The organism is Streptomyces sp. ST2-7A (assembly GCF_021390475.1).
Lineage (GTDB): Bacteria > Actinomycetota > Actinomycetes > Streptomycetales > Streptomycetaceae > Streptomyces.
On the sequence record NZ_JAJUWS010000043.1, the window covers coordinates 1 to 19127 of the forward strand.

Genomic DNA, 19127 nt, shown 5'->3' on the forward strand with positions numbered 1-19127 from the left:
GGGGGGGGGGGGGGGGCCCCCGCCGCGTGCGTCTCCTCTCCCGTGTCCCGCCCGATGTGCCCCGCCCGCCCTCCGGGGGCCCGGACCCGGCGTCCCAGCATGTCCCGACATGGACGCACCGCACCCCGCCCCCGATCGGGACCCGCTCGGGGTGGCCGGGACGGCACCCCCGCCCGGGGACCTCGCGCCCCGACCGCCCGCCCCGCACCCCGAGGAGGCGCTCGAGCCCGGCAGGCGACGGTGGGAGCGGCGCACCGAGATGCCGCTGCTGGGCCTGGCGGTGCTGTTCGGGGTGGTGTACGCGGTGCCGATCGTCGCCCCGGAGGCCCCGTCCGCGGTGCACCGGGTGTGCCGGATCACCGAGTGGGCGATCTGGGGGACGTTCGCGGCGGACTATCTGACCCGGCTGCTGCTCTCCCGGCGGCGGTGGCGGTTCGTGCGCCGGCACCCGCTGGACCTGGCCGCCGTGGCCCTGCCGCTGCTGCGACAGCTCCGGCTGCTGCGGTTGGTCTCCACGCTGGTGCTCGCCGGGGAGCGGGCCCGGATGGCCTCCCGGATCCAGCTGACGGTGTACGTGGCGGGGTGCTGCGCGGGGCTGGTGATGTTCGGCTCGCTGGCCGTCCTGGAGGTGGAACAGGACTCCCCGGAGTCGAATATTCATTCTCCGGGTGACGCCGTGTGGTGGGCGTTTACCACCATGACCACGGTCGGCTACGGGGATACCGCGCCGACCACCGGTGTGGGCAGGTTGCCGGCGATCGCGCTGATGCTCTCGGGGATCGCCCTGCTGGGTGTGGTGACGGCCAACATCGCCGCCTGGTTCATCTCCCGCTTCGACGAGACGGACGAGGACTCCCGGCGGCGGGACGCGGCCCTGGCGGAACTGATGGCCGAGGTGCGGGCGCTGCGCGCGGAACTGGCCGCGTACCGGGGCGCGACGGGGGCGGGGGCGCCCGGCGTGCCCGACCGAGGGGCCGCCGGCGGCATCGGCGGGCCGCTCGACACCGGGGCCGCCCCGACGCGCGGCTCCCGGGACGCGGCGACCGGCCCGGCGGATCCCGAGGGGGACGCGCGCCCCGGCGCGAGGGCGGGCACCGGCCGACCCTCCCGTGGCCGGGTCGCGGGACGGCCGTTCACGGGATGGCGGGACGACCCATCGCGGGACGGCGGGCCCATGGGCTGACGAGCACGAAGCGGCGGGGCGGCGCACGACCGGGCGACGGCGCGCCGGGCTCCCGGACCACCTCGCCGTTGCCGGTCCGTTGCCCTTCCGTTGTCTTTTCGTTGCCCTCGACGTACGCTTCCCGTCACCCCGCGGGACGGGAACACCCCTTGCTCCGATCGGCGGTCACCCCGGGGAATGACCCACACCACATCGAAGCGGACTCCGCACTCCGAAGGGTTTAATTCAGACGAAACGATCGTAGGATGCGGGAGCAGTGTCGAACATCAACCCCTCCCCCGCGCCATCCGGACACCGCGTCGCCCGGTTCCCCGGCCTCCTGCGGCGCGTCCTGCTGCCGCTGGCGGTCGTCTTCACCGTGCTGGCGGCCTCCGGGTGGATCACCAGCGGCGAGCCCGGCGCGCCGGACGTCCGGACCGAGCGCCTGACGGCCTGGAACCGCGATTCCATCGGCGGTGCCGATCTACCCTCCGTCGCCTCCCCTCCCGAGCGGATCGCCGTCTTCTTCGCCTCCATGGGGCACCGCAAGTGGATGCTGTTGGCCGAACGCCACCCCGAGGTGGTCGGCAACCTCGACGGCGCCCCGGCGGAGGTGCGGTACGCCGCCAATCGGCACGCGCTGGCCCGGGCCCGGGAGCTCGAACGCGAGCGCGTCGACGACGACCGCCTGTCGGTGGCCGGCCGCCACCACGCCGGTCGACTGGCCAACCGCTACGGCTCGCTGCTGCGCGAGGACCGCCGGATCCTCTCCTTCGATCCCTCCGGCGGCGGCCGGGCGGCCGAGGTGTTCGGTGATCTGGACACGGCGCGGCGGATCTCCGTGGTCGTGCCGGGGGTGGACACCGACCTGCTGACCTTCGAACGCACCCGGATGCGGTACCGCTCCCCCGTCGGGATGGCCGAGGCCCTCCACGCCGAACAAAGCGCCACCGATCCCGACGGGGCATCCGCCGTGATCGCCTGGGCGGACTACACCACCCCTCGCGGGGTGGGCGTCTCCGCCGCCACCGGGGAATTGGCGGCCGAGGGCGCCGAGCGGCTGGTGCGGGCGGTGGAGGGGTTGCCCGGCGACGCGCCCGTCGCGCTCTTCTGCCACTCCTACGGGTCGGTGGTGTGCGGTCTGGCCGCCGAACGACTGTCCGATCGGGTGACCGACATCGTGGTCGCCGGCAGCCCCGGCATGCGGGTCTCCCGGGCCGATCGGCTGGGCACCGACGCCAGGGTCTGGGCCACCCGGGCGACCGGCGACTGGATCCGCGACGTGCCACACCTGTCCGTCGGCCCTATCGGGCACGGCACCGATCCGGTGCACCCCTCCTTCGGGGCGCTGCCCGTGGCCTCGGGGACCGCCCGGGGCCACACGGGCTACTTCGAACCGGGCTCCGACAGCCTGCGCAACTTCGCGCGCATCGGCACCGGTCTGATCACGTCCGTCACCTGAACGGGAAGGACCCCGTGACGTACGCCGCAGTCGTCCGTCGGGCGCCCCACCCGGCCCGCCACCACCGGTTCCCTCCCTCCCCGGACGGCCCCGTGACCCCCGTCCGGGGAAGGACGGATTCCGGACGCGTGACATCGGTGACGCGCGTCGTCCCCGGGGACGGGAGCGCACGCCCCCGAGCGCGTTCCCCCCGTGAGGTGCGCGGAGGGTGGCCCATCCGTCAGCCCGGGCGCATACGATGACCCGCATGGGTGATGTGCTGGCCGGAATCCACTCCTCCTGGGAGTTCGACACCGATTCCGTGCTCATCCGCTTCGAACGGGGGATTCGCACGCCGAAGCTCTTCCACGTGTTGGGCGAGCGTCGCATTCCCCATGAAGCGTTGAGTTCGGTGGAACTGGGGCCCGGTGCCAGGAAGGGCACCGTCGTCCTGCGGATCCTTCCCAGACCCGGGGCCGACCCGTTGCTGGAGGCCGCCGCGGGCCAACTCCGGGACACCGCGGACCCCTATCGCCTGGTGCTGCCGGCCGAACGGGAGACACCGGCCGGCTACTACGCGGCGGAGTTGTTGGCCCGGCTCGGCCCCCGGGCCCTGGAGGAGGCCGACGAGTTCATGGTCGATCCCCCGCCGGCGCCGCTGCGCTTCAAGGCGTACGACGGCCGGGTCGCCTTCGACGGCGCCACCGTGGATTTCCGCTGGTTCCGTACCGGCGCCTCCTCCGCCAAGTGGAAAGCCGGTGACCAGACCTTCGCCGTCGCCGAGCTGGCCGGGGTGGAATGGCGTTCCCCGGAGGTGGACGGCGGGTACCTGCGTCTGCTGCGGCGTGGGCCGGACGGCAAACCGGTCACCACCGCGCCGGTGTCGGCGGACCAGGACCCCACCGCGGTGGTCTTCGGCCTGGGCTACGGACTGGTGCACGAGTCGTTGCCGCTCGCCGCGAGCGTGCTGGCCGCCGTGCAGGAGGTGGAGCGGACCGGGGGGCCGGTGAGCGCGCTGCCCAACCCGAGGGATCCCCGCCGGGACCCGGCGGACATCGCCGACCGCATCCGGCATCTGGGTGACCTGCACTCGGCGGGGCTGCTCACCGACGAGGAGTTCTCCGCGAAGAAGCAGGATCTGCTCGCCGAGTTGTGAGACCGCCGTTCCGACCCCGGTCCCGGCGGGGGCTCGAACCCCGTCGGAGCGAAGCGGTGCCGGGTCAGGAGCGGCGGGAGAGGAAGGACAGCCGGCGCCGGGGGGCGGACCCGTCCGTGAGCTCGGAAAGCGGTTCGGCGGTCTCGATCGCGGGGGCTGTGCGGGGCGGGGCCGCGGTCAGCCGCACCCCCGCCTCGGAGCAGGGGCGGCAGCGCCCCTCGTCGTCCCAGGCGGTTCCCGCGAAACACTGCGTGCACGCGCCCCGGGGGGCGGGCGGAGGCGGCGCCGGGGGCTGCGCGGCGGACGGGAAGGGACGCGGCGGCACCGCGCCGGCTTCCGGGCGCGGCTCGGCCGCGTCCGGTCCCGGGGGCTCCGCCCCGGTGGCGACCAGTTGCGAGCCGGCCGGTCCGAGGTTCACGTTCGCCCGCGAACAGGGTTCGCACCGCCCGTACGCGTCCCAGGCACGTCCCACCTGACACTGCGAGCATCTCATCGTTCCCACCCGCTCCCCGGCAGCGCCGGACACCCGTTCCCCCGGCTTGCCGGATGGTATGCCGGCCGGCACCCCTCCGGCCAGCACGGAAGGGCTTCCCAATGCCTTCGATCAGGATGTACCGACCAACCGGCTCGCCCGGCGTGACCTGCGCCCGCGCCGGGCGGCGCCCCCGGGTGGGAGGCGCGACGCCGCCGGCGACCGCGTCCCCGGGAGCCCCGGCCGGGTCCCCGATGTGCCCCGGGGAAACGGCCCGTCCCCCGCGTCCCGGCGTGCCCGCCGGGACGCGGGGGACGGCGGGTTAGGCTCGGCCCATGGAGTCTCTGGCGATGATCGAGCAGTGGCCGGTGCCCCGGGCGGCGGCGGCCGTGATCCCGGCGGACGGCGGGCCGGTCGCGTTCCACGGCCCGGTGACGGAGCGGTTCCCCCTCGCCTCGGTGACCAAGCCGTTGGCGGCCTGGGCGATGCTGATCGCCATCGAGGAGGGCGCCATCGAGTTGGACGAGCCCGCCGGACCGAAGGGCTCCACCGTTCGGCACCTGCTCGCCCATACCTCGGGGCTCGCCTTCGACGAACGGCGCGAGATGGCGGAGCCGGGCACCCGCCGGCTGTACTCCAACGCCGGTTTCGAGGTGCTGGCGGAGCACATCGACGAAGCGACCGGGATGTCCTTCCCCGAATACCTGCGACAGGCGGTCCTCGAGCCGCTGGGGATGACCTCGACGGAACTGCGGGGCTCACCCGCCAAGGACGCGGTCTCCACCGTGGAGGACCTGACCCGCTTCGCCGCCGAGCTCCAGTCCCCGCGACTGTTGGACTCCACCACCGTGGCGGAGGCGACCCGGCCGGTGTTCCCCGGTCTGAACGGGGTGCTGCCGGGATTCGGGCAGCACAAGCCGAACGATTGGGGCCTGGGTTTCGAGATCCGGGGCACCAAGTCGCCGCACTGGACCGGCTCCCTCTCCTCCCCGCGGACCTTCGGTCACTTCGGGCAGTCCGGGACCTTCCTGTGGGTGGACCCGGATGCCGGGGTGGCCGCGGTGGCGGTGACGGACCGGGACTTCGGACCGTGGGCCGGTGTGGTGTGGCCCCGGTTCACCGACGCGATCCTGCGGGAGTGGCGCGGCGGGCCGGCCGCGGAGCGGGAGTCGGTGCCGGCGGCCGACGCCGGCTGACCTCCCGGGACGGCGGGCGGGGAGGGGCCGGGGAGGCTTCGGCGGAGCGGATCCGGCAATCGGTTGCACGACGCCCCGGTACCACCCACCGCCCCCGCGGGCCCCTACCGCGGGGGTGACCAGAACAGGAGTTCCGCGCCCTCCGCCGAGGCGGTCACCGTCACCGGCCCCGCGCCCTCGATCCGTACCGCGTCGCCGGCCGCCGCGCGCCCCGCCCGGTCGACCGCCGTCCCCTCCGCGTCGAACTCCGCGACCCCCGCCGCCACATGCGCGTAACACCACTCCCCCGCCGGCACCCCGCGCCGCTCGCCGGCGGCCATCCGGTGGACCGTCAGCACCGCGCCCGCCCGGCGCAGCGGGTACGGCTCCCCCGTCGGCAGCGCCCGCACCACCCGGTGCTCCGGCGGTCCGGGATCGTCCACCGGCGTCAGCCAGAACTGCAGGAACCGTGTCGGCGCCGCTCCGGCGTTGCGCTCCACGTGCCGCACGCCGGTGCCCGCGCCGAGGATCTGGAGATCACCGGGGCGCACGACCACCGGGGGGCCGTCGGGACTCTCGTGCGTCAACTCCCCCTCCAGCACCCAACTGACGATCTCCACACCGCTGTGCGGATGCTCGTCGAAGCCTGCACCGGGGGCGAGTCGTTCCTCGTTGGCCGCGATCAGCCGCCCGAACCGCAGGTTCCCCGGATCGAACCGGGCCCCGAAGGAGAACGCGTGCCACGACTCGATCCCGACCGCCGGGTCACCGCTCGGGTACCGCTCCCCGCCCCGCCACACGCGCATCACGGGTCCAACCTAGCGCCCCGTGGGGACGCCACCCGGCGCCGGTCGACGCCGGGGATCACGGGGCCTCCGGTGCCGGCCCGCCGTCCGGAAGCGGACCACTCCGGGCCGGCGCGTGGCACTCCGGGCCGGCGCGGGGCACGACCGACCGGCGCGCACCGGGACGGGCGCCCGCCGAGTGAGCCCCGACACCCCCCGACCACGGGGAGCACCGCATGAGGCAGGCTGTGACCGTGCCCGAAGCCGATGACACCCATCCCCACGCCGCGACCGTCCGGCGCCTGGAGCAGTCCGCGGGGAAGCTCGCCGCCGCCGCCATCGCACGGATGGACCGGAACCTCTCCTGGTACCGCGCCATGCCGCCGGAGAACCGATCCTGGATCGGCCTGGTCGCCCAGGCCGGCATCGCCGCCTTCACCGAGTGGTTCCGCCACCCGGAGACGCCGCAGGCGATCAGCACCGACGTCTTCGGCACCGCTCCCCGCGAACTCACCCGGGCCATCACCCTGCGGCAGACCGTCGAGATGGTCCGCACCACCATCGAGGTGGTCGAGACGGCCGTGGACGAGATCGCGGCCCCCGGCGGTGAGGACGCGCTGCGCAACGCCCTGTTGGTCTACGCCCGGGAGATCGCCTTCGCCACCGCCCAGGTCTACGCGCAGGCCGCCGAGGCCCGCGGCGCCTGGGACGCCCGACTGGAGTCCCTGGTGGTCAACGCCGTGGTCTCCGGCGAGATAGACGAGGGTGACATCTCCCGCGCCGCCGCGCTGGGGTGGAAGTCCCCCGACCACGTGACGGTGGTGCTGGGCAACGCGCCCAACGGCGACAGCGAACTGACCGTGGAGGCCATCCGTCGGGCCGCGCGGTATGCCCGACTGCAGGTGCTGACCGGCGTGTTGGGCAAACGGCTCGTGGTCATCGCGGGCGGTGCCGAGGACCCGTTGCGCGCCGCCAGGTCCCTGATCGGGCCGTTCGCACCGGGGCCGGTCGTGGTCGGTCCGCCGGTGGCGGACCTGCCGGCGGCCACCCGCTCGGCGCGGGCCGCCGCCGCCGGCCTGCGGGCCTGCGTCGCCTGGCCGGACGCCCCCCGACCGGTGCTCTCCGACGATCTGTTGCCCGAGCGGGCGATGGCCGGTGACCCGATGGCGCGGGAGTTGTTGGTGGAGGAGATCTACAGACCGCTGGAGCAGGCCGGTTCGGCCCTGCTGGAGACGCTGAGCGTCTATCTGGAGCAGGCCAGCAGCCTGGAGGGCGCGGCGCGGATCCTGTTCGTTCACCCCAACACCGTGCGATACCGGCTGCGACGTGTGACGGACGTCACCGGCTGGTCCCCCTCGGAGGTCCGCTCGGCCTTCACCCTGCGGATAGCCCTCATGCTGGGACGACTCGACAAGGGTGTCCCGGGGACCCAGGCATGACGTCCCTTTTTGTGGGGCCGCGACAATTCCCCCGTCCGTTCTTCGTCCCGGTCCCCACCGGTGGGGACCGCCCGTCACGAGAGAGAGTGTGAGAGTGCTCGTACTCGTCGCCCCCGGCCAGGGCTCCCAGACGCCCGGCTTCCTGACCCCGTGGTTGGACCTTCCCGGTGCCGCCGACCGTCTGCGCGGTTGGTCGGAGGTGGTCGGCCTGGACCTGCTGCGCTTCGGCACCGAGGCCGACGCCGAGGAGATCCGCGACACCGCCGTGGCACAGCCGCTGCTGGTGGCCTCCGCCCTGCTGTCCGCCGAGTACCTGCTCGCGGACGGTCCCACCGACACCGGCACCGCACCACCCCCCCTCGCGCCCTCCGGGCCGATCCGCCCGGACGCCGTGGCCGGTCACAGCGTGGGTGAACTCGCCGCCGCCGCCGTGGCGGGGGTCCTCTCCCCCGAGGCCGCGCTGCTGCTGGTGCGCCGGCGCGGCCTGGCGATGGCCGAGGCCGCCGCGGTGACCGCCACCGGCATGTCCGCCGTGCTCGGCGGCGACCCGGACCTGGTGGCCGCCCACCTCGAGCGGCTGGGCCTGACCGCCGCCAACACCAACGGCGCCGGCCAGGTGGTCGCCGCCGGCACCCTGGAGCAGCTGGCGGCGCTCTCCGAGGACCGCCCCGAGCGGGCCCGGGTCATCCCGCTGAAGGTCGCGGGCGCCTTCCACACCGCGCACATGGCGCCGGCCGTCGAGGCGATGGCCGCCGCGGCCGGTGAGCTGCAGCCCTCGGACCCGGTGCTGCCCTGGGTCTCCAACGCCGACGGCACGGTGGTCGGCTCCGGCAAGGAGGTGCTGGACCGCCTGGTCTCCCAGGTCTCCAACCCGGTGCGATGGGACCTGTGCACGGAGACCTTCCTGAGCAGGGGCGCCGACGCCCTGATCGAGCTGTGCCCCGGCGGAACCCTGACCGGCCTGGCCAAGCGCGCCATGAAGGGCGTGCGAACCGTCGCCGTGAAGACCCCCGCGGACCTGACCGCCGCCCGCGAGCTGCTCGCGGAGCACTCCGGCGCCGGTGACCGGTGAGCGCCGCCCGAATCGGGTACGCGCCGCGGGACACGGCCCCCTCGTCCCCCTTCCCGAGCCGTCGGGGTCCGGCACGTCAGTCGGGCCGCCGGCCCGTCCAGCAGCGAGCGGTGGGCGACCGCCGAGGAGGAGCCGCGACACCATGAGCGTCACCATCAGGGCGGGCCGGGGCGCGCCCGCCGCGCGGATCCTCGGCGTGGGCGGGTACCGGCCGAGCCGGGTCGTTCCCAACGAGACCATCCTGGAACACATCGACTCCTCCGACGAATGGATCCGCTCGCGGTCCGGCATCGTGACCCGCCACTGGGCGGACGACCACGAGACGGTGGAGGAGATGTCGGTGGGCGCCGCCGGGAAGGCGCTGGCCAACGCGGGCATCTCCCCCGAACGGGTCGGCGCCGTGGTGGTCTCCACGGTCTCCCACTTCGAGCAGACCCCGGCGATCGCCACCCGCGTCGCGCACCGCCTGGGCACCCACAAGCCGGCCGCCTTCGACATCTCCGCCGCCTGCGCCGGCTTCGGCTACGGCCTGACCCTGGCCAAGGGCATGGTCGTCGAGGGCAGCGCCGAGTACGTCGTGGTGATCGGCGTGGAGCGGCTCTCCGACCTGACCGACCTGACCGACCGCACCACCTCCTTCCTGTTCGCCGACGGCGCGGGCGCGGTGGTGGTCGGTCCGGCCCCGGCCGAGCGGCCGGGCATCGGGCCGACCGTGTGGGGTTCGGAGGGCGACAAGGCGGGCACCATCGGACAGACCGTTCCGTGGGACGCCTACCGCGAGGGGCCCGTGGAACGGTTCCCGGCGCTGCGTCAGGACGGCCAGACCGTCTTCCGCTGGGCCGTGTACGAGATGGCCAAGGTCGCCCGGCAGGCACTGGAGGCGGCCGGGATCACGGCGGACGACCTGGACGCCTTCATCCCGCACCAGGCGAACATGCGGATCATCGACTCCCTGGTGAAGACCCTGGGGCTGCCGGAGCACGTGGCGGTGGCCCGGGACATCGAGACATCGGGGAACACCTCCGCCGCCTCCATCCCGTTGGCGATGGAGCGGATGCTGGAGACCGGTCAGGCACGCAGCGGCGACACCGCTCTGGTCATCGGCTTCGGGGCGGGTCTCGTCTACGCCGCGGCGGTCGTTACCCTCCCCTAGCAGCACCACTCGCGCGTCCGGCCCCGCCGGTCGCCGTCCACACCGATGCGGCACCCGCCGCAGCACACCGAAGGAGCGCCGCAATGGCTGCCACCAAGGAAGAGATCATCGAGGGTCTCGCCGAGATCGTGAACGAGATCGCCGGTATCCCGGCCGAGGAGGTCACCGAGGAGAAGTCCTTCACCGATGACCTGGACGTGGACTCGCTGTCCATGGTCGAGGTGGTCGTGGCGGCCGAGGAGCGCTTCGACGTCAAGATCCCGGACGACGACGTCAAGAACCTGAAGACCGTGGGTGACGCCGTCTCCTACATCACCAGCCACCAGAGCTGAGTCATCGGGTGCGGCCCGGGGTCTCCCGGGCCGCACCCGACGCGGCCGGCACCACCCGTGTGCCGGCGGTGTCCCGCAGATCCCCACCCCACGACCGGCGGAGAATCATTCCCGTGAACGCGACCCCTCGTAAGGTGCTCGTCACCGGCATCGGAGCGACCACCCCCCTGGCCGGCGACAGCACCGGGACCTGGGAGGCCATGTTGGCCGGCCGTTCCGGCGCCCGCCCGCTCGAGCGGGAGTGGGCCGCCGAACTGCCGGTGCGGATCGCGGCGACGATCGCCGTGGAGCCGGCCGAGGTGCTGGCGCGCCCGCTGGCCCGACGGCTGGACCGCTCGGCCCAGTTCGCCGTGATCGCCGCCCGCGAGGCGTGGGCGGACGCCGGCTTCACCGGCCCGGCCGGTGAGGACAACCTGGTGGACCCGGACCGGCTGGGGGCCGTCATCGCCTCCGGCATCGGCGGGGTCATCACCCTGCTCGACCAGTACGACGTGCTGCGGGAGCGCGGGGCCCGCCGGGTCTCCCCGCACACCGTGCCGATGCTCATGCCCAACAGCCCGGCCGCCAACGTCGGCCTGGAGGTGGGCGCGCGCGCCGGCGTGCACACCCCGGTGAGCGCCTGTGCCTCCGGCGCCGAGGCGATCGGGTACGCGGTCGAGATGATCCGCGCCGGACGCGCCGAGGTGGTGATCGCGGGCGGCACCGAGGCGGCCATCCACCCGCTGCCCATCGCGGCCTTCGCCAGCATGATGGCGATGTCGAAGAACAACGACGACCCCGAGCGGGCCTCCCGCCCCTACGACACGGCCCGGAACGGGTTCGTGCTGGGCGAGGGTTCGGGCGTGGTGGTACTGGAGTCCGCCGAGCACGCCGAGCGGCGCGGCGCCCGTGTCTACTGCGAGGTGGTGGGTCAGGGACTGTCGGCCGACAGTCACCACATCGCCCAGCCGGAGCCCGCCGGGCGCGGTGTGGCCGCCGCGATCCAGAACCTCCTGGACGCCGCCGATCTGGACGTCTCGCAGGTGGTCCACGTCAACGCGCACGCGACCTCCACCCCGCAGGGTGACATCGCCGAGATCAAGGCCCTGAGGAAGGTGCTCGGGGACGCCGTGGACGGGATGGCCGTATCGGCCACCAAGTCGATGACCGGCCACCTGCTCGGCGGTGCCGGTGGTATCGAGACGGTGGCCACGGTGCAGGCACTGCACCACCGCACGGCTCCGCCCACGATCAACGTGGACGAGTTGGACCCGGAGGTGGACGTCGACATCGTGCGCGGGGAGCCCCGTCCCCTGCCCTCCTCGGGCACCATCGCCGCGCTGAACAACTCCTTCGGCTTCGGCGGCCACAACGTCGTCCTGGCGCTGCGCACGCTCTGAGCGAGGACCCGACCTTCCCGGGGCGCGGAACCGGCGGATCGCCTGTTCCGCGCCCCGGCCGGTCGCCGGGGGGGGCCCCCGCCCCCCCCCGGGGGCCGGCCCGGAGGTATCGCGGAGGTTTCCCCCGGGACCGTGTGACGCCCCCGGGCGCCGGCACGTCCCGGCGCGGCACGTCCCGCTGTTCCGGCCCGGGACCGGCCGATCCCGGTGCCCGGCCCGGGCGAGCGCGTGGGAACCGGGCTCGCCGTCCGGCCCGCCGGCGCCATCGATCGCGGCCGGGGCCACCGGGAAAGGGATGGCGGTCCGGGGCGCGGGACGACGCGCCGGACCCGAGGGGACGATCGGGGTGCGCCGTGCCACCCCCCGGGAACCCGACCGGAAGGCCAGGATCCCCGGGACGGAACAACTGAAGGCGGGCGATATCGGGTGAAGGCGACCGAAAGTCGATGAAACCGCGTGACGACGGGTAGTCTTTTACGCTTGCCCTGCGGGTTTGTCCGCCGCGCGGACGACACCACGGGACCGGACCACCCGCACCCCCGGTTCCGCGGCCGCCCGCCCGTCGGATCCGCCCTTTCCTCACCGGGGAGTCGCATGTCGCTCCGCTCCACCCCGCACACCCTCACCACCGCCGCCGGCGGTGCCCTCGCCTGTCTGCTCGGCCTCGGCCTGCTGACCGGCTGCGGGTCCGGATCCGAGCCCGGGGAGGGTGGGGGCGCCGACGACACCCTCGTGGAGGAAACCCCCGGGGACGGGCACGGGGAGGGGTCCGAGGGGGACGGGCCGACCGACGCGGCCCCCGAGCCCGACACCGAGCCCGACACCGAAGCCGTCCCCGACGACGGCTCACCCGGCATGGTCGCCCTCGGGGACTCCATCACCACCGGCTTCGACTCCTGCGGGATCCTCGTGGACTGCCCGGAGGTGTCGTGGAGCACGGGCACCGAACCGGACGTGGAGAGCCTGGCGGACCGGCTGGGCATCACCCGCACCTGGAACGAGGCGGTCTCCGGTTCCCGGATGGCCGACCTGCCGGCCCAGGCGCGGCGTGCCGCCGCGCGGGAGCCGGACCTGGTCACCGTGTTGATCGGGGCGAACGACGCCTGCGCCCCCACACCGGGTGCCATGACCGAGGTGGCGGACTTCCGCGCCGACTTCGAGGAGGCGGTGGGGATCATCCGTGAGGGGGCGCCGGACGCGCGCCTGTTCGTGGCCAGCGTCCCCGACCTCCAGCGACTGTGGGAGGAGGGCCGGCAGTATCCCGAGGCCCTCCAGGTGTGGCGCTTCGGGATCTGCCCCTCGATGTTGGCCGAGCCGGAGGCCCTGACCCCGCAGGCGGAGGAGCGGCGCACGGAGGTCCACGAGCGGGTGGTGGAGTACAACGCGGCGCTGGCCGAGGTGTGCGCCGAGGACGTGAACTGCCGGTACGACGACGGGGCGGTCTTCGGGTACACCTTCACCGCGGACGACCTGAGCGAGTGGGACTGGTTCCATCCCAGCCGGGAGGGCCAGCGGGCCCTGGCGGAACTGGCGTACGAGCGGCTCGGCGAGGAGTGAGCGGGGCGCCCCGGGTCGGGGCGTCCGATGGACGGGCGGTGGTTCCCGGGTGATCCGCCGCCCGTCGGCGCGTCCGGCGGGAGGGGCCCGCGGTGGCGGCGCCGGGGGCCGGGGACGCGACCGACGAGCGGCGGTGTTGACAGCGTCGGGGTCCCTCACTACCGTCACGACAGAATTTCGAACGCTGCTCGATATATCGAACACCGCGAGCCGGATCGGACGGAAGGCCCCCTGTGCGCATCACCGGTATCAGCACCCACGTCGTCGGCACCCCCTGGCGCAACCTCACCCACGTCCTGGTCCACACCGACGAGGGACTGACCGGTGTCGGGGAGACCAGGATGCTCGGCCACACCGACGCCCTCCTGGGGTATCTGCGGGAGGCCGAGGTCAACCACATCGCCGGCTCCGACCCCTTCGCCGTCGAGGACCTGGTCCGCCGGATGAAGTACGGCGACTACGGCCGGGCCGGGGAGATCGTCATGTCCGGCATCGCCTGTGTCGAGATGGCCTGTTGGGACATCAAGGGCAAGGCCCTGGGGGTGCCGGTCTGGCAGCTGCTGGGCGGACGGGCGAACGTCGCCGACCCCCGGATCAAGGCCTACGCCAACGGCTGGTACACCGTCGAGCGCACCCCCGAGGCGTTCCACGCCGCCGCCCTACGGGTGGTCGAACGGGGGTACCGGGCGCTGAAGCTCGACCCCTTCGGCACCGGCAGCCTCGAGCTGGACCACACCGAGACGATGCGCTCGCTCTCCCTGGTGGAGGCGGTCCGCGACGCGATCGGCGAGGAGAACGAACTGCTGCTGGAGATGCACGGCCGGTTCAGCCCCGCCACCGCGATCCGGCTCGCCCGGCAGATGGAGCCCTTCCGACCCTCCTGGCTGGAGGAGCCCGTACCGCCGGAGAACCTCAAGGCGCTCGCCAAGGTCGCGGGCCGGGTGAACATGCCGGTCGCCACCGGCGAGCGCGTCCACGACCGGATCGAGTTCCGCGAGCTGTTCGAGTCGCAGGCCGTGGACATCATCCAGCCCGATGTGGGGCACCTGGGCGGCATTTCGGAGACCCGCAAGCTCGCGGCCACCGCCGAGACCCACTACGTGCTGGTCGCCCCGCACAACGTGGGGGGCTCGGTGCTGACCGCCGCGAACCTGCAACTGGCCGGGTGCACCCCCAACTTCAAGATCCTGGAGCACTTCAACGACTTCGCCGACGCGGAGATCAAGAAGGTGGTGAAGGGCGCGCCCGAGGTGGTGGACGGTTACTTCACGCTCCCCGAGGCCCCCGGGCTGGGCGTGGAGTTCGACATCGACGCGGCCGCCGAGTTCCCCCAGCAGCAGGCCCGCTTCGACCTGTGGGCCGAGGACTGGCACAAGCGCGACGGCGCGCCGCGCGGGGCCCGCCCGTGAGTACCCCGGGACGGGCGGTGCTGGTGGAGGGTCCGCGTCGGCACCGACTGATCGAAACCCCGACCCCGGTGCCCGGCCCCGAGGAGGCGCTGGTCCGGGTGCACGCCGCCGGACTGTGCGGCAGCGACCGCGAACTGTACGAGGGGACCCGGGCGGAAGGGTACGTCCGCTACCCGATCGTCCCCGGCCACGAGTGGTCCGGCACCGTCGAGGCGGTCGGCCGGGACGTGGAACGGTCCCTGGTCGGCCGCCGCACGGTGGGCGAGGGATTCCGCAACTGCCGTTCCTGCGCGCGGTGCCGGGCCGGGGAGACGAGCCTGTGCTCGGCCGGGTACGCCGAGACCGGCTTCACCCTGCCGGGGGCCTTCGCCGACCACCTGGTGCTGCCGGCGCGGCTGCTGCACCCGCTGCCGGAGGACGCGGACCCGGACGCCGCCGCCCTCCTGGAGCCCGCCGCGGTGGCCGCGGCGGCCGTGTTGACCGCCGCCCCACGCGCCGGGGAACGGATCGCCGTGGTGGGAGCGGGAACGCTGGGCCTGCTCGCCCTGCACCTGCTCGCCGCCGGGGACCCGGCCGAGCTGATGGCGGTGGATCCGCGACCCCGGGCCGGGGAGCGGGCCCGGAAGGCGGGGGCCCACCACATCCGCCGCCCCGCCCCCGACCCCGGCGGCCACGACCCCGGCGGCTACGACCTGGTGGTGGAGACGGCCGGTGCGCCCGGCAGCGCCGACGCCGCCTGTCGGCTGGCCCGGCGGGGCGGTCGTGTGGTGCTCACCGGCATCCCCGCACCGGGCGCGCGCGGCGTGGACCCGGTACTGCTGGCCACCGCCCAGCTCACCGTCTCCGGGATCTTCGGGGCCCCCTCGGCGGCCTGGCGGCACGCCGTGCGGGCCTTCGCGGAGGGGGCCCTGCGTCCCGGCGAGCTGATCACCCACCGCCTGCCGCTGACGGCCTTCGCCGAGGCGGTGGAGCTGGTGGGCGGCGGGGACCCCGACGCGGGGAAGGTCCTCCTGGTGCCCTGAGCCGGACCGGCCGGCGGCTCCCGTTCGGCCCCCGGCGGGCCCGGGCGACCCGCCCGTACCCCCGCGCCCGTACCTCCACCCGACCGACCCCCGCGCCGGCCGGTATTCCCCGGGCGTCCCCGCCCCACCGCCGTATCGCCCCTCGATCCCGCCCGGCCCACGAACAGGAGCGCCGTGTCCGAACAGACCCTCCCCCCTCCCCCGCCACGACCGGCCGACACCGCGCTCGCCGCGATCGGCCACCCCGTGCCGGTCGCCGACCCCGCCGACTCCTCCCCGCACGCCTTCCCCGACGGGGGGCGGTGGCGCACCGAGATACCCTCCGTCGAGGGCCCGGAGGCGCTGCGCGTCGTCCTGGACGAGGCCGCCGCCCTGGAGGTGCCGGTACACCGCGTCAGCCAGGGCAGCGGTGTCTGGATGCTCACCGACGACGAGATCACCGCGATGGTGGACGCCTGCGCAGCCGCCGACGTGGAGCTGTGCCTGTTCACCGGCCCCCGGGGCACCTGGGACATCGGTGCCGGGACCCGGACCGACTCCGGCGGGGCCGGGCCGCGCGCCCGGGGGCACGACGCCGTGGCGGGCTGCGTGGAGGACGCGCTGCGCGCCACCGCTCTGGGCGTGCGCTGCCTGTTGGTGGCGGACGAGGGGGTGCTGTGGCTGCTGCACCGGATGCGGGCGGAGGGCACGCTGCCCGCCGACACCACCTTCAAGGTCTCCGCCCTCATCGGGCCGGTCAACCCCGCGTCGGTGGCCGTGCACGAGCGGCTGGGCGGGGACTCGGTGAACGTTCCCTCCGACCTCACCCTCCAGCACCTGACCGAGATCCGGCGGGTCAGCCGGGTGCCGCTGGACTTCTACCTGGAGGCGCCGGACGACCTCGGCGGCTATGTGCGGATGCACGAGATCGCCGAGCTGATCCGACGCGGCGCGCCGATCTACCTCAAGTTCGGGCTCAGCCGGGCGCCGGGTATCTACCCCTACGGGCGGCAGTTGCGCGAGGCCGCCCTGGCCGGGGCCCGCGAGCGGGTGCGACGCGGCCGACTGGCACTGGACCTGCTGGCCCGGGTGACCGGGGAGAAGACCCCGGCGGGGACGGGGATGTCCCCGCCCGGTTCCCGGCTTCCGGGGCCGTTGGAACGGTTCGGAGTGCCCGGGGCCCGGTCGGGCGACTGAGCCGCCCGTCCCCCGAACCGGGAAGGGACGCCGCGCGGAACGGATCGCGTTCCGCGCGGCGCCCACGGGGTCGTCCGCCGGCCGGCGGCGGGAGCCGGGCCGACGGCCGGTGCGGCAGGCGGTCCGCCGACCGGGGGTCGGTGGTCCCGGGGGCGGGCCCGATCATCCGGGCGGCGGTGTCGGTGTCGGTCATGCCGGCCACACCCACATGGGGTTGCCGTGGAACCACAGGCCACGCCGGGGGTCGGCGTCGCCCACCACCTCCGGGGCGGGCCCGTGGGGGTCGATGTCGACACCGTGGAGACCCGGTTGGGGGCGGTTGCCGGAGGTGCCGCGCATCCGGACGGTACAGCGGTTCCGTCACCGCCCCGGGTCATACGTCAGGGTGACCGAGCCGCGCGAGCGGTTGACGTCGAAGGACTTCACCATCCGGATCCCGGGGGTGGAGAAGACCTCCCGGTCGGAGACGGATCCGATGACCGCGCCCCGAATGACGTCCACCCGGGCGGGGGCTCGAACCGCGACCGGTTGGGGTCGATGGCCGGGGCGATCCCCATAACCGGCTCGGCCCGGCCGCCGCGCTTGACGTGCGGGGTGCCGCCGAAGGTGGTCCCCCGCGCGCCGACCGCCTTGCCGGCGCCCCTGCCGTTGCCGCCGGCTCGCAGCCGGGCGTCGAAGCCGGAGATCGGGCCGCCGTGGTCCACCCCGACCCGGCCCTCGCGCAGCCCCTTCATGACGGCCGCGCAGGAGAAGGAGTCGGCGCCCACGTGGGTGCGGCGGTACCGGCCGGGCCGGTAGCCGCCCCAGTCGAGATTCGGCGCGCCGGAGTGGCCGGGGCCGCCGTAAGGACCGTCGGTGTCGAACTTCCCGCCGGAGGGGCGAGGGGAGGTATCAGCGTAGTCGCGGTGGGAGTCGGGGTTCGCGGTGACCCACCACGCCCTGCCCTCGGCGAGGAGGCCGTCCCCCAGGCCACCGACGGTGGCGGTCATCCGGTCGAAGCCGCCCCGGGAACGGTATCTCTCCGCGGGGTAGCCGGGGAAGGAGTCGCCGCCCGGGTTGGAGCTGTGGTGGCCGGGGGCGCTGCCGGGTCGGGAGGGGGCGGGCAGACCCCGGCGGCCTGGTGGCCGAGGGGCGCCCTTCCACGCCGCTCGCGATGGACCGCTGGGCATCGCGCCGGTTGCGGGTCCCGTGGGGGATTCCACGCCCCGGCGGGCCGGGTGGGTGGCGAGCGTCGGGGCGTCCCGCACGCGATTGCGCCGCACCCGTCCGGCCGGGAAGTCGAGGCCTGCGGTGACCGGCGCTCGTTCTGCGGGGTGTCGGCCGTGGCGCCCCGCACACCGCCGTCGTGGTCGCTCTCGACCCGCCTGAGGACCTCGACCTCGTGTCTTCCCCGGGTGCACGAAGACGGTGGCGTGCTCGGCGGCGGGGATGTCCCACTCCGGGCCCCGGAGGACCGGGGCGTCGGGGATCTCCTCGCGGGCCGCGCGGATGTCGGGGGGGCCTGTCGACACCGATGCGGGCGTGGGTGGCGCCGCCGTGGTCGGTGATGACCAGCCGGTCGAGTCCGTGGCGGGCGCCGTTGCGGACCCGGTCGATGACCCGGGACCGGGCGTCGGAACCGTACCGGGTGTGGGTGTCTCCCGCTGGCCACAGCCTCCTCTTCCCGGGTGCGGCGGGCTGCGCGGCGGCCGCGGGGGTGCCGGCCGTGACGGCACCCCCGTTGCCCGCGGCCGCGAAGGCCTCGCCGGCGCCGGCGACAACGCCCGCGCCGGCGAGCCCCGCCCCCAACAGCCCGGCACGGCGGGGGACGCCGCGGCGGGAGAGCTGCTCGGGGCTCGGTTCGCTGTCCGGGATGGGGAGCCCATCGCGACGGGCAGCGGCCGGCCTTCGTCGTGGTGGTCGTGACCGTGCCCGTGTGCGTGGTCATGACCGTGGTGGTGACCATGTGGGCGACCGTGGCCCGTTCTCACTTCTCCCTCTTCAGTCCACAGGTGAACCCGTGCCACCGCAGAACCCCGGAGGGAGCGGATGAACCGGAGGTGGGGAACGGGTCGCCGCCGGCCGTCGGTCAGACGCGCGAGCGTCGACCGGTCAGCAGCTGGTACAGGAAGAGAAGGATGACCGCACCGATGATGGCGGCCACCCAGGTGGAGATCTCGAAGAAGCCGTCGACGGCGTCCACCCCGAACAGCGCGCTACCGAGGAAACCGCCGAGCAGGGCGCCCGCGATACCCAGCAGGATGGTGACGATGATGCCACCGGGGCCGTCGCCCGGCATCACCTTCTTGGCGATGAGGCCGGCGATGAGACCGAGGATGATCCACGCGATGATGCCCATGACAGTTGTCCTCTCGTTATGACGTGTACCGGTCGTCTTGTCGGTTGCCCCGATTCCTC

General features: G+C 74.3%; 18 protein-coding genes. 13 read left to right on the forward strand and 5 right to left on the reverse strand.

What is annotated here, in order from left to right; all coding sequences use genetic code 11:
- Window positions 1-109: 109 nt before the first annotated feature.
- From LZF96_RS21485 to LZF96_RS21495, 3 genes are all read left to right on the forward strand, one after another.
- Window positions 110-1183: a potassium channel family protein gene (locus LZF96_RS21485; RefSeq protein ID WP_374203300.1), complete on the forward strand. Its 1074-nt coding sequence runs from the start codon at window positions 110-112 to the stop codon at window positions 1181-1183.
- Window positions 1184-1439: 256 nt separating this feature from the next.
- The gene (locus tag LZF96_RS21490; RefSeq protein ID WP_233875535.1) at window positions 1440-2624 is read left to right on the forward strand and encodes an alpha/beta hydrolase; all 1185 of its coding nucleotides are present in this window, start codon (window positions 1440-1442) and stop codon (window positions 2622-2624) included.
- Window positions 2625-2871: 247 nt separating this feature from the next.
- Window positions 2872-3759, forward strand: a complete 888-nt coding sequence (locus LZF96_RS21495; RefSeq protein WP_233875537.1) for a DUF4429 domain-containing protein — start codon at window positions 2872-2874, stop codon at window positions 3757-3759.
- A 64-nt stretch (window positions 3760-3823) separates the two neighbouring features.
- Here the strand turns inward: LZF96_RS21495 and LZF96_RS21500 are convergent, their stop codons facing one another.
- Window positions 3824-4252 carry a hypothetical protein gene (locus LZF96_RS21500; RefSeq protein WP_233875541.1) on the reverse strand — a complete coding sequence of 143 codons (429 nt, stop codon included), beginning with the start codon at window positions 4250-4252 and terminating at the stop codon, window positions 3824-3826.
- Between the two features lie 314 nt (window positions 4253-4566).
- On the opposite strand from LZF96_RS21500, the gene LZF96_RS21505 reads away from it, so the two are divergent.
- Window positions 4567-5427 carry a serine hydrolase gene (locus LZF96_RS21505; protein ID WP_233875543.1) on the forward strand — a complete coding sequence of 287 codons (861 nt, stop codon included), beginning with the start codon at window positions 4567-4569 and terminating at the stop codon, window positions 5425-5427.
- A 104-nt stretch (window positions 5428-5531) separates the two neighbouring features.
- Here the strand turns inward: LZF96_RS21505 and LZF96_RS21510 are convergent, their stop codons facing one another.
- Window positions 5532-6212: a pirin family protein gene (locus LZF96_RS21510; RefSeq protein WP_233875645.1), complete on the reverse strand. Its 681-nt coding sequence runs from the start codon at window positions 6210-6212 to the stop codon at window positions 5532-5534.
- 215 nt (window positions 6213-6427) lie between these two features.
- Between LZF96_RS21510 and LZF96_RS21515 the strand changes: the two genes are divergently transcribed.
- The 9 genes from LZF96_RS21515 (at window position 6428) to LZF96_RS21555 (ending at window position 16730) form a co-directional block, all read left to right on the forward strand.
- The gene (locus LZF96_RS21515) at window positions 6428-7630 is read left to right on the forward strand and encodes a CdaR family transcriptional regulator (protein WP_233875545.1); all 1203 of its coding nucleotides are present in this window, start codon (window positions 6428-6430) and stop codon (window positions 7628-7630) included.
- 94 nt (window positions 7631-7724) lie between these two features.
- Window positions 7725-8702 (forward strand): ACP S-malonyltransferase, encoded by a 978-nt coding sequence (locus LZF96_RS21520; protein WP_233875647.1) that lies wholly within the window; start codon window positions 7725-7727, stop codon window positions 8700-8702.
- A gap of 142 nt (window positions 8703-8844) precedes the next feature.
- A complete protein-coding gene (locus LZF96_RS21525; RefSeq protein ID WP_233875547.1) occupies window positions 8845-9855 on the forward strand; it encodes a ketoacyl-ACP synthase III in 1011 nt (336 codons plus the stop codon).
- 83 nt (window positions 9856-9938) lie between these two features.
- The gene (locus LZF96_RS21530) at window positions 9939-10187 is read left to right on the forward strand and encodes an acyl carrier protein (protein WP_233875549.1); all 249 of its coding nucleotides are present in this window, start codon (window positions 9939-9941) and stop codon (window positions 10185-10187) included.
- Between the two features lie 113 nt (window positions 10188-10300).
- Window positions 10301-11566: a beta-ketoacyl synthase gene (locus LZF96_RS21535; RefSeq protein WP_233875551.1), complete on the forward strand. Its 1266-nt coding sequence runs from the start codon at window positions 10301-10303 to the stop codon at window positions 11564-11566.
- Window positions 11567-12160: 594 nt separating this feature from the next.
- Complete coding sequence (locus tag LZF96_RS21540; RefSeq protein ID WP_233875553.1) at window positions 12161-13123, forward strand: SGNH/GDSL hydrolase family protein; 963 nt, start codon at window positions 12161-12163, stop codon at window positions 13121-13123.
- Window positions 13124-13356: 233 nt separating this feature from the next.
- The gene (locus tag LZF96_RS21545) at window positions 13357-14532 is read left to right on the forward strand and encodes a mandelate racemase/muconate lactonizing enzyme family protein (RefSeq protein WP_233875555.1); all 1176 of its coding nucleotides are present in this window, start codon (window positions 13357-13359) and stop codon (window positions 14530-14532) included.
- The gene (locus LZF96_RS21550; RefSeq protein WP_233875558.1) at window positions 14529-15554 is read left to right on the forward strand and encodes an alcohol dehydrogenase catalytic domain-containing protein; all 1026 of its coding nucleotides are present in this window, start codon (window positions 14529-14531) and stop codon (window positions 15552-15554) included. The genes LZF96_RS21545 and LZF96_RS21550 overlap by 4 nt, the downstream gene beginning before the upstream one ends.
- Before the next feature lie 174 nt (window positions 15555-15728).
- Window positions 15729-16730: a hypothetical protein gene (locus LZF96_RS21555; protein WP_233875560.1), complete on the forward strand. Its 1002-nt coding sequence runs from the start codon at window positions 15729-15731 to the stop codon at window positions 16728-16730.
- Window positions 16731-16919: 189 nt separating this feature from the next.
- Here LZF96_RS21555 and LZF96_RS21560 read toward each other — a convergent pair whose 3' ends face one another.
- From LZF96_RS21560 to LZF96_RS21570, 3 genes are all read right to left on the reverse strand, one after another.
- Window positions 16920-17069: a hypothetical protein gene (locus tag LZF96_RS21560; protein WP_233875562.1), complete on the reverse strand. Its 150-nt coding sequence runs from the start codon at window positions 17067-17069 to the stop codon at window positions 16920-16922.
- Between the two features lie 83 nt (window positions 17070-17152).
- Entirely contained in the window at window positions 17153-17719 is a 567-nt protein-coding gene (locus LZF96_RS21565) for a hypothetical protein (protein WP_233875565.1), read from the reverse strand.
- A gap of 1079 nt (window positions 17720-18798) precedes the next feature.
- Window positions 18799-19068 carry a GlsB/YeaQ/YmgE family stress response membrane protein gene (locus tag LZF96_RS21570; protein WP_233875568.1) on the reverse strand — a complete coding sequence of 90 codons (270 nt, stop codon included), beginning with the start codon at window positions 19066-19068 and terminating at the stop codon, window positions 18799-18801.
- Window positions 19069-19127 lie beyond the last annotated feature (59 nt).

Excerpts from the sequence above, each read along its gene's own strand:
- LZF96_RS21530 (WP_233875549.1), top strand. The coding sequence starts at position 9,939 with ATGGCTGCCACCAAGGAAGAGATCATCGAGGGTCTCGCCGAGATCGTG.
- LZF96_RS21510 (WP_233875645.1), bottom strand. The coding sequence starts at position 6,212 with ATGCGCGTGTGGCGGGGCGGGGAGCGGTACCCGAGCGGTGACCCGGCG.
- LZF96_RS21515 (WP_233875545.1), top strand. The coding sequence starts at position 6,428 with ATGAGGCAGGCTGTGACCGTGCCCGAAGCCGATGACACCCATCCCCAC.
- LZF96_RS21495 (WP_233875537.1), top strand. The coding sequence starts at position 2,872 with ATGGGTGATGTGCTGGCCGGAATCCACTCCTCCTGGGAGTTCGACACC.
- LZF96_RS21540 (WP_233875553.1), top strand. The coding sequence starts at position 12,161 with ATGTCGCTCCGCTCCACCCCGCACACCCTCACCACCGCCGCCGGCGGT.
- LZF96_RS21560 (WP_233875562.1), bottom strand. The coding sequence starts at position 17,069 with ATGCGCGGCACCTCCGGCAACCGCCCCCAACCGGGTCTCCACGGTGTC.
- LZF96_RS21485 (WP_374203300.1), top strand. The coding sequence starts at position 110 with ATGGACGCACCGCACCCCGCCCCCGATCGGGACCCGCTCGGGGTGGCC.
- LZF96_RS21525 (WP_233875547.1), top strand. The coding sequence starts at position 8,845 with ATGAGCGTCACCATCAGGGCGGGCCGGGGCGCGCCCGCCGCGCGGATC.
- LZF96_RS21500 (WP_233875541.1), bottom strand. The coding sequence starts at position 4,252 with ATGAGATGCTCGCAGTGTCAGGTGGGACGTGCCTGGGACGCGTACGGG.
- LZF96_RS21565 (WP_233875565.1), bottom strand. The coding sequence starts at position 17,719 with ATGACCGCCACCGTCGGTGGCCTGGGGGACGGCCTCCTCGCCGAGGGC.
- LZF96_RS21570 (WP_233875568.1), bottom strand. The coding sequence starts at position 19,068 with ATGGGCATCATCGCGTGGATCATCCTCGGTCTCATCGCCGGCCTCATC.
- LZF96_RS21505 (WP_233875543.1), top strand. The coding sequence starts at position 4,567 with ATGGAGTCTCTGGCGATGATCGAGCAGTGGCCGGTGCCCCGGGCGGCG.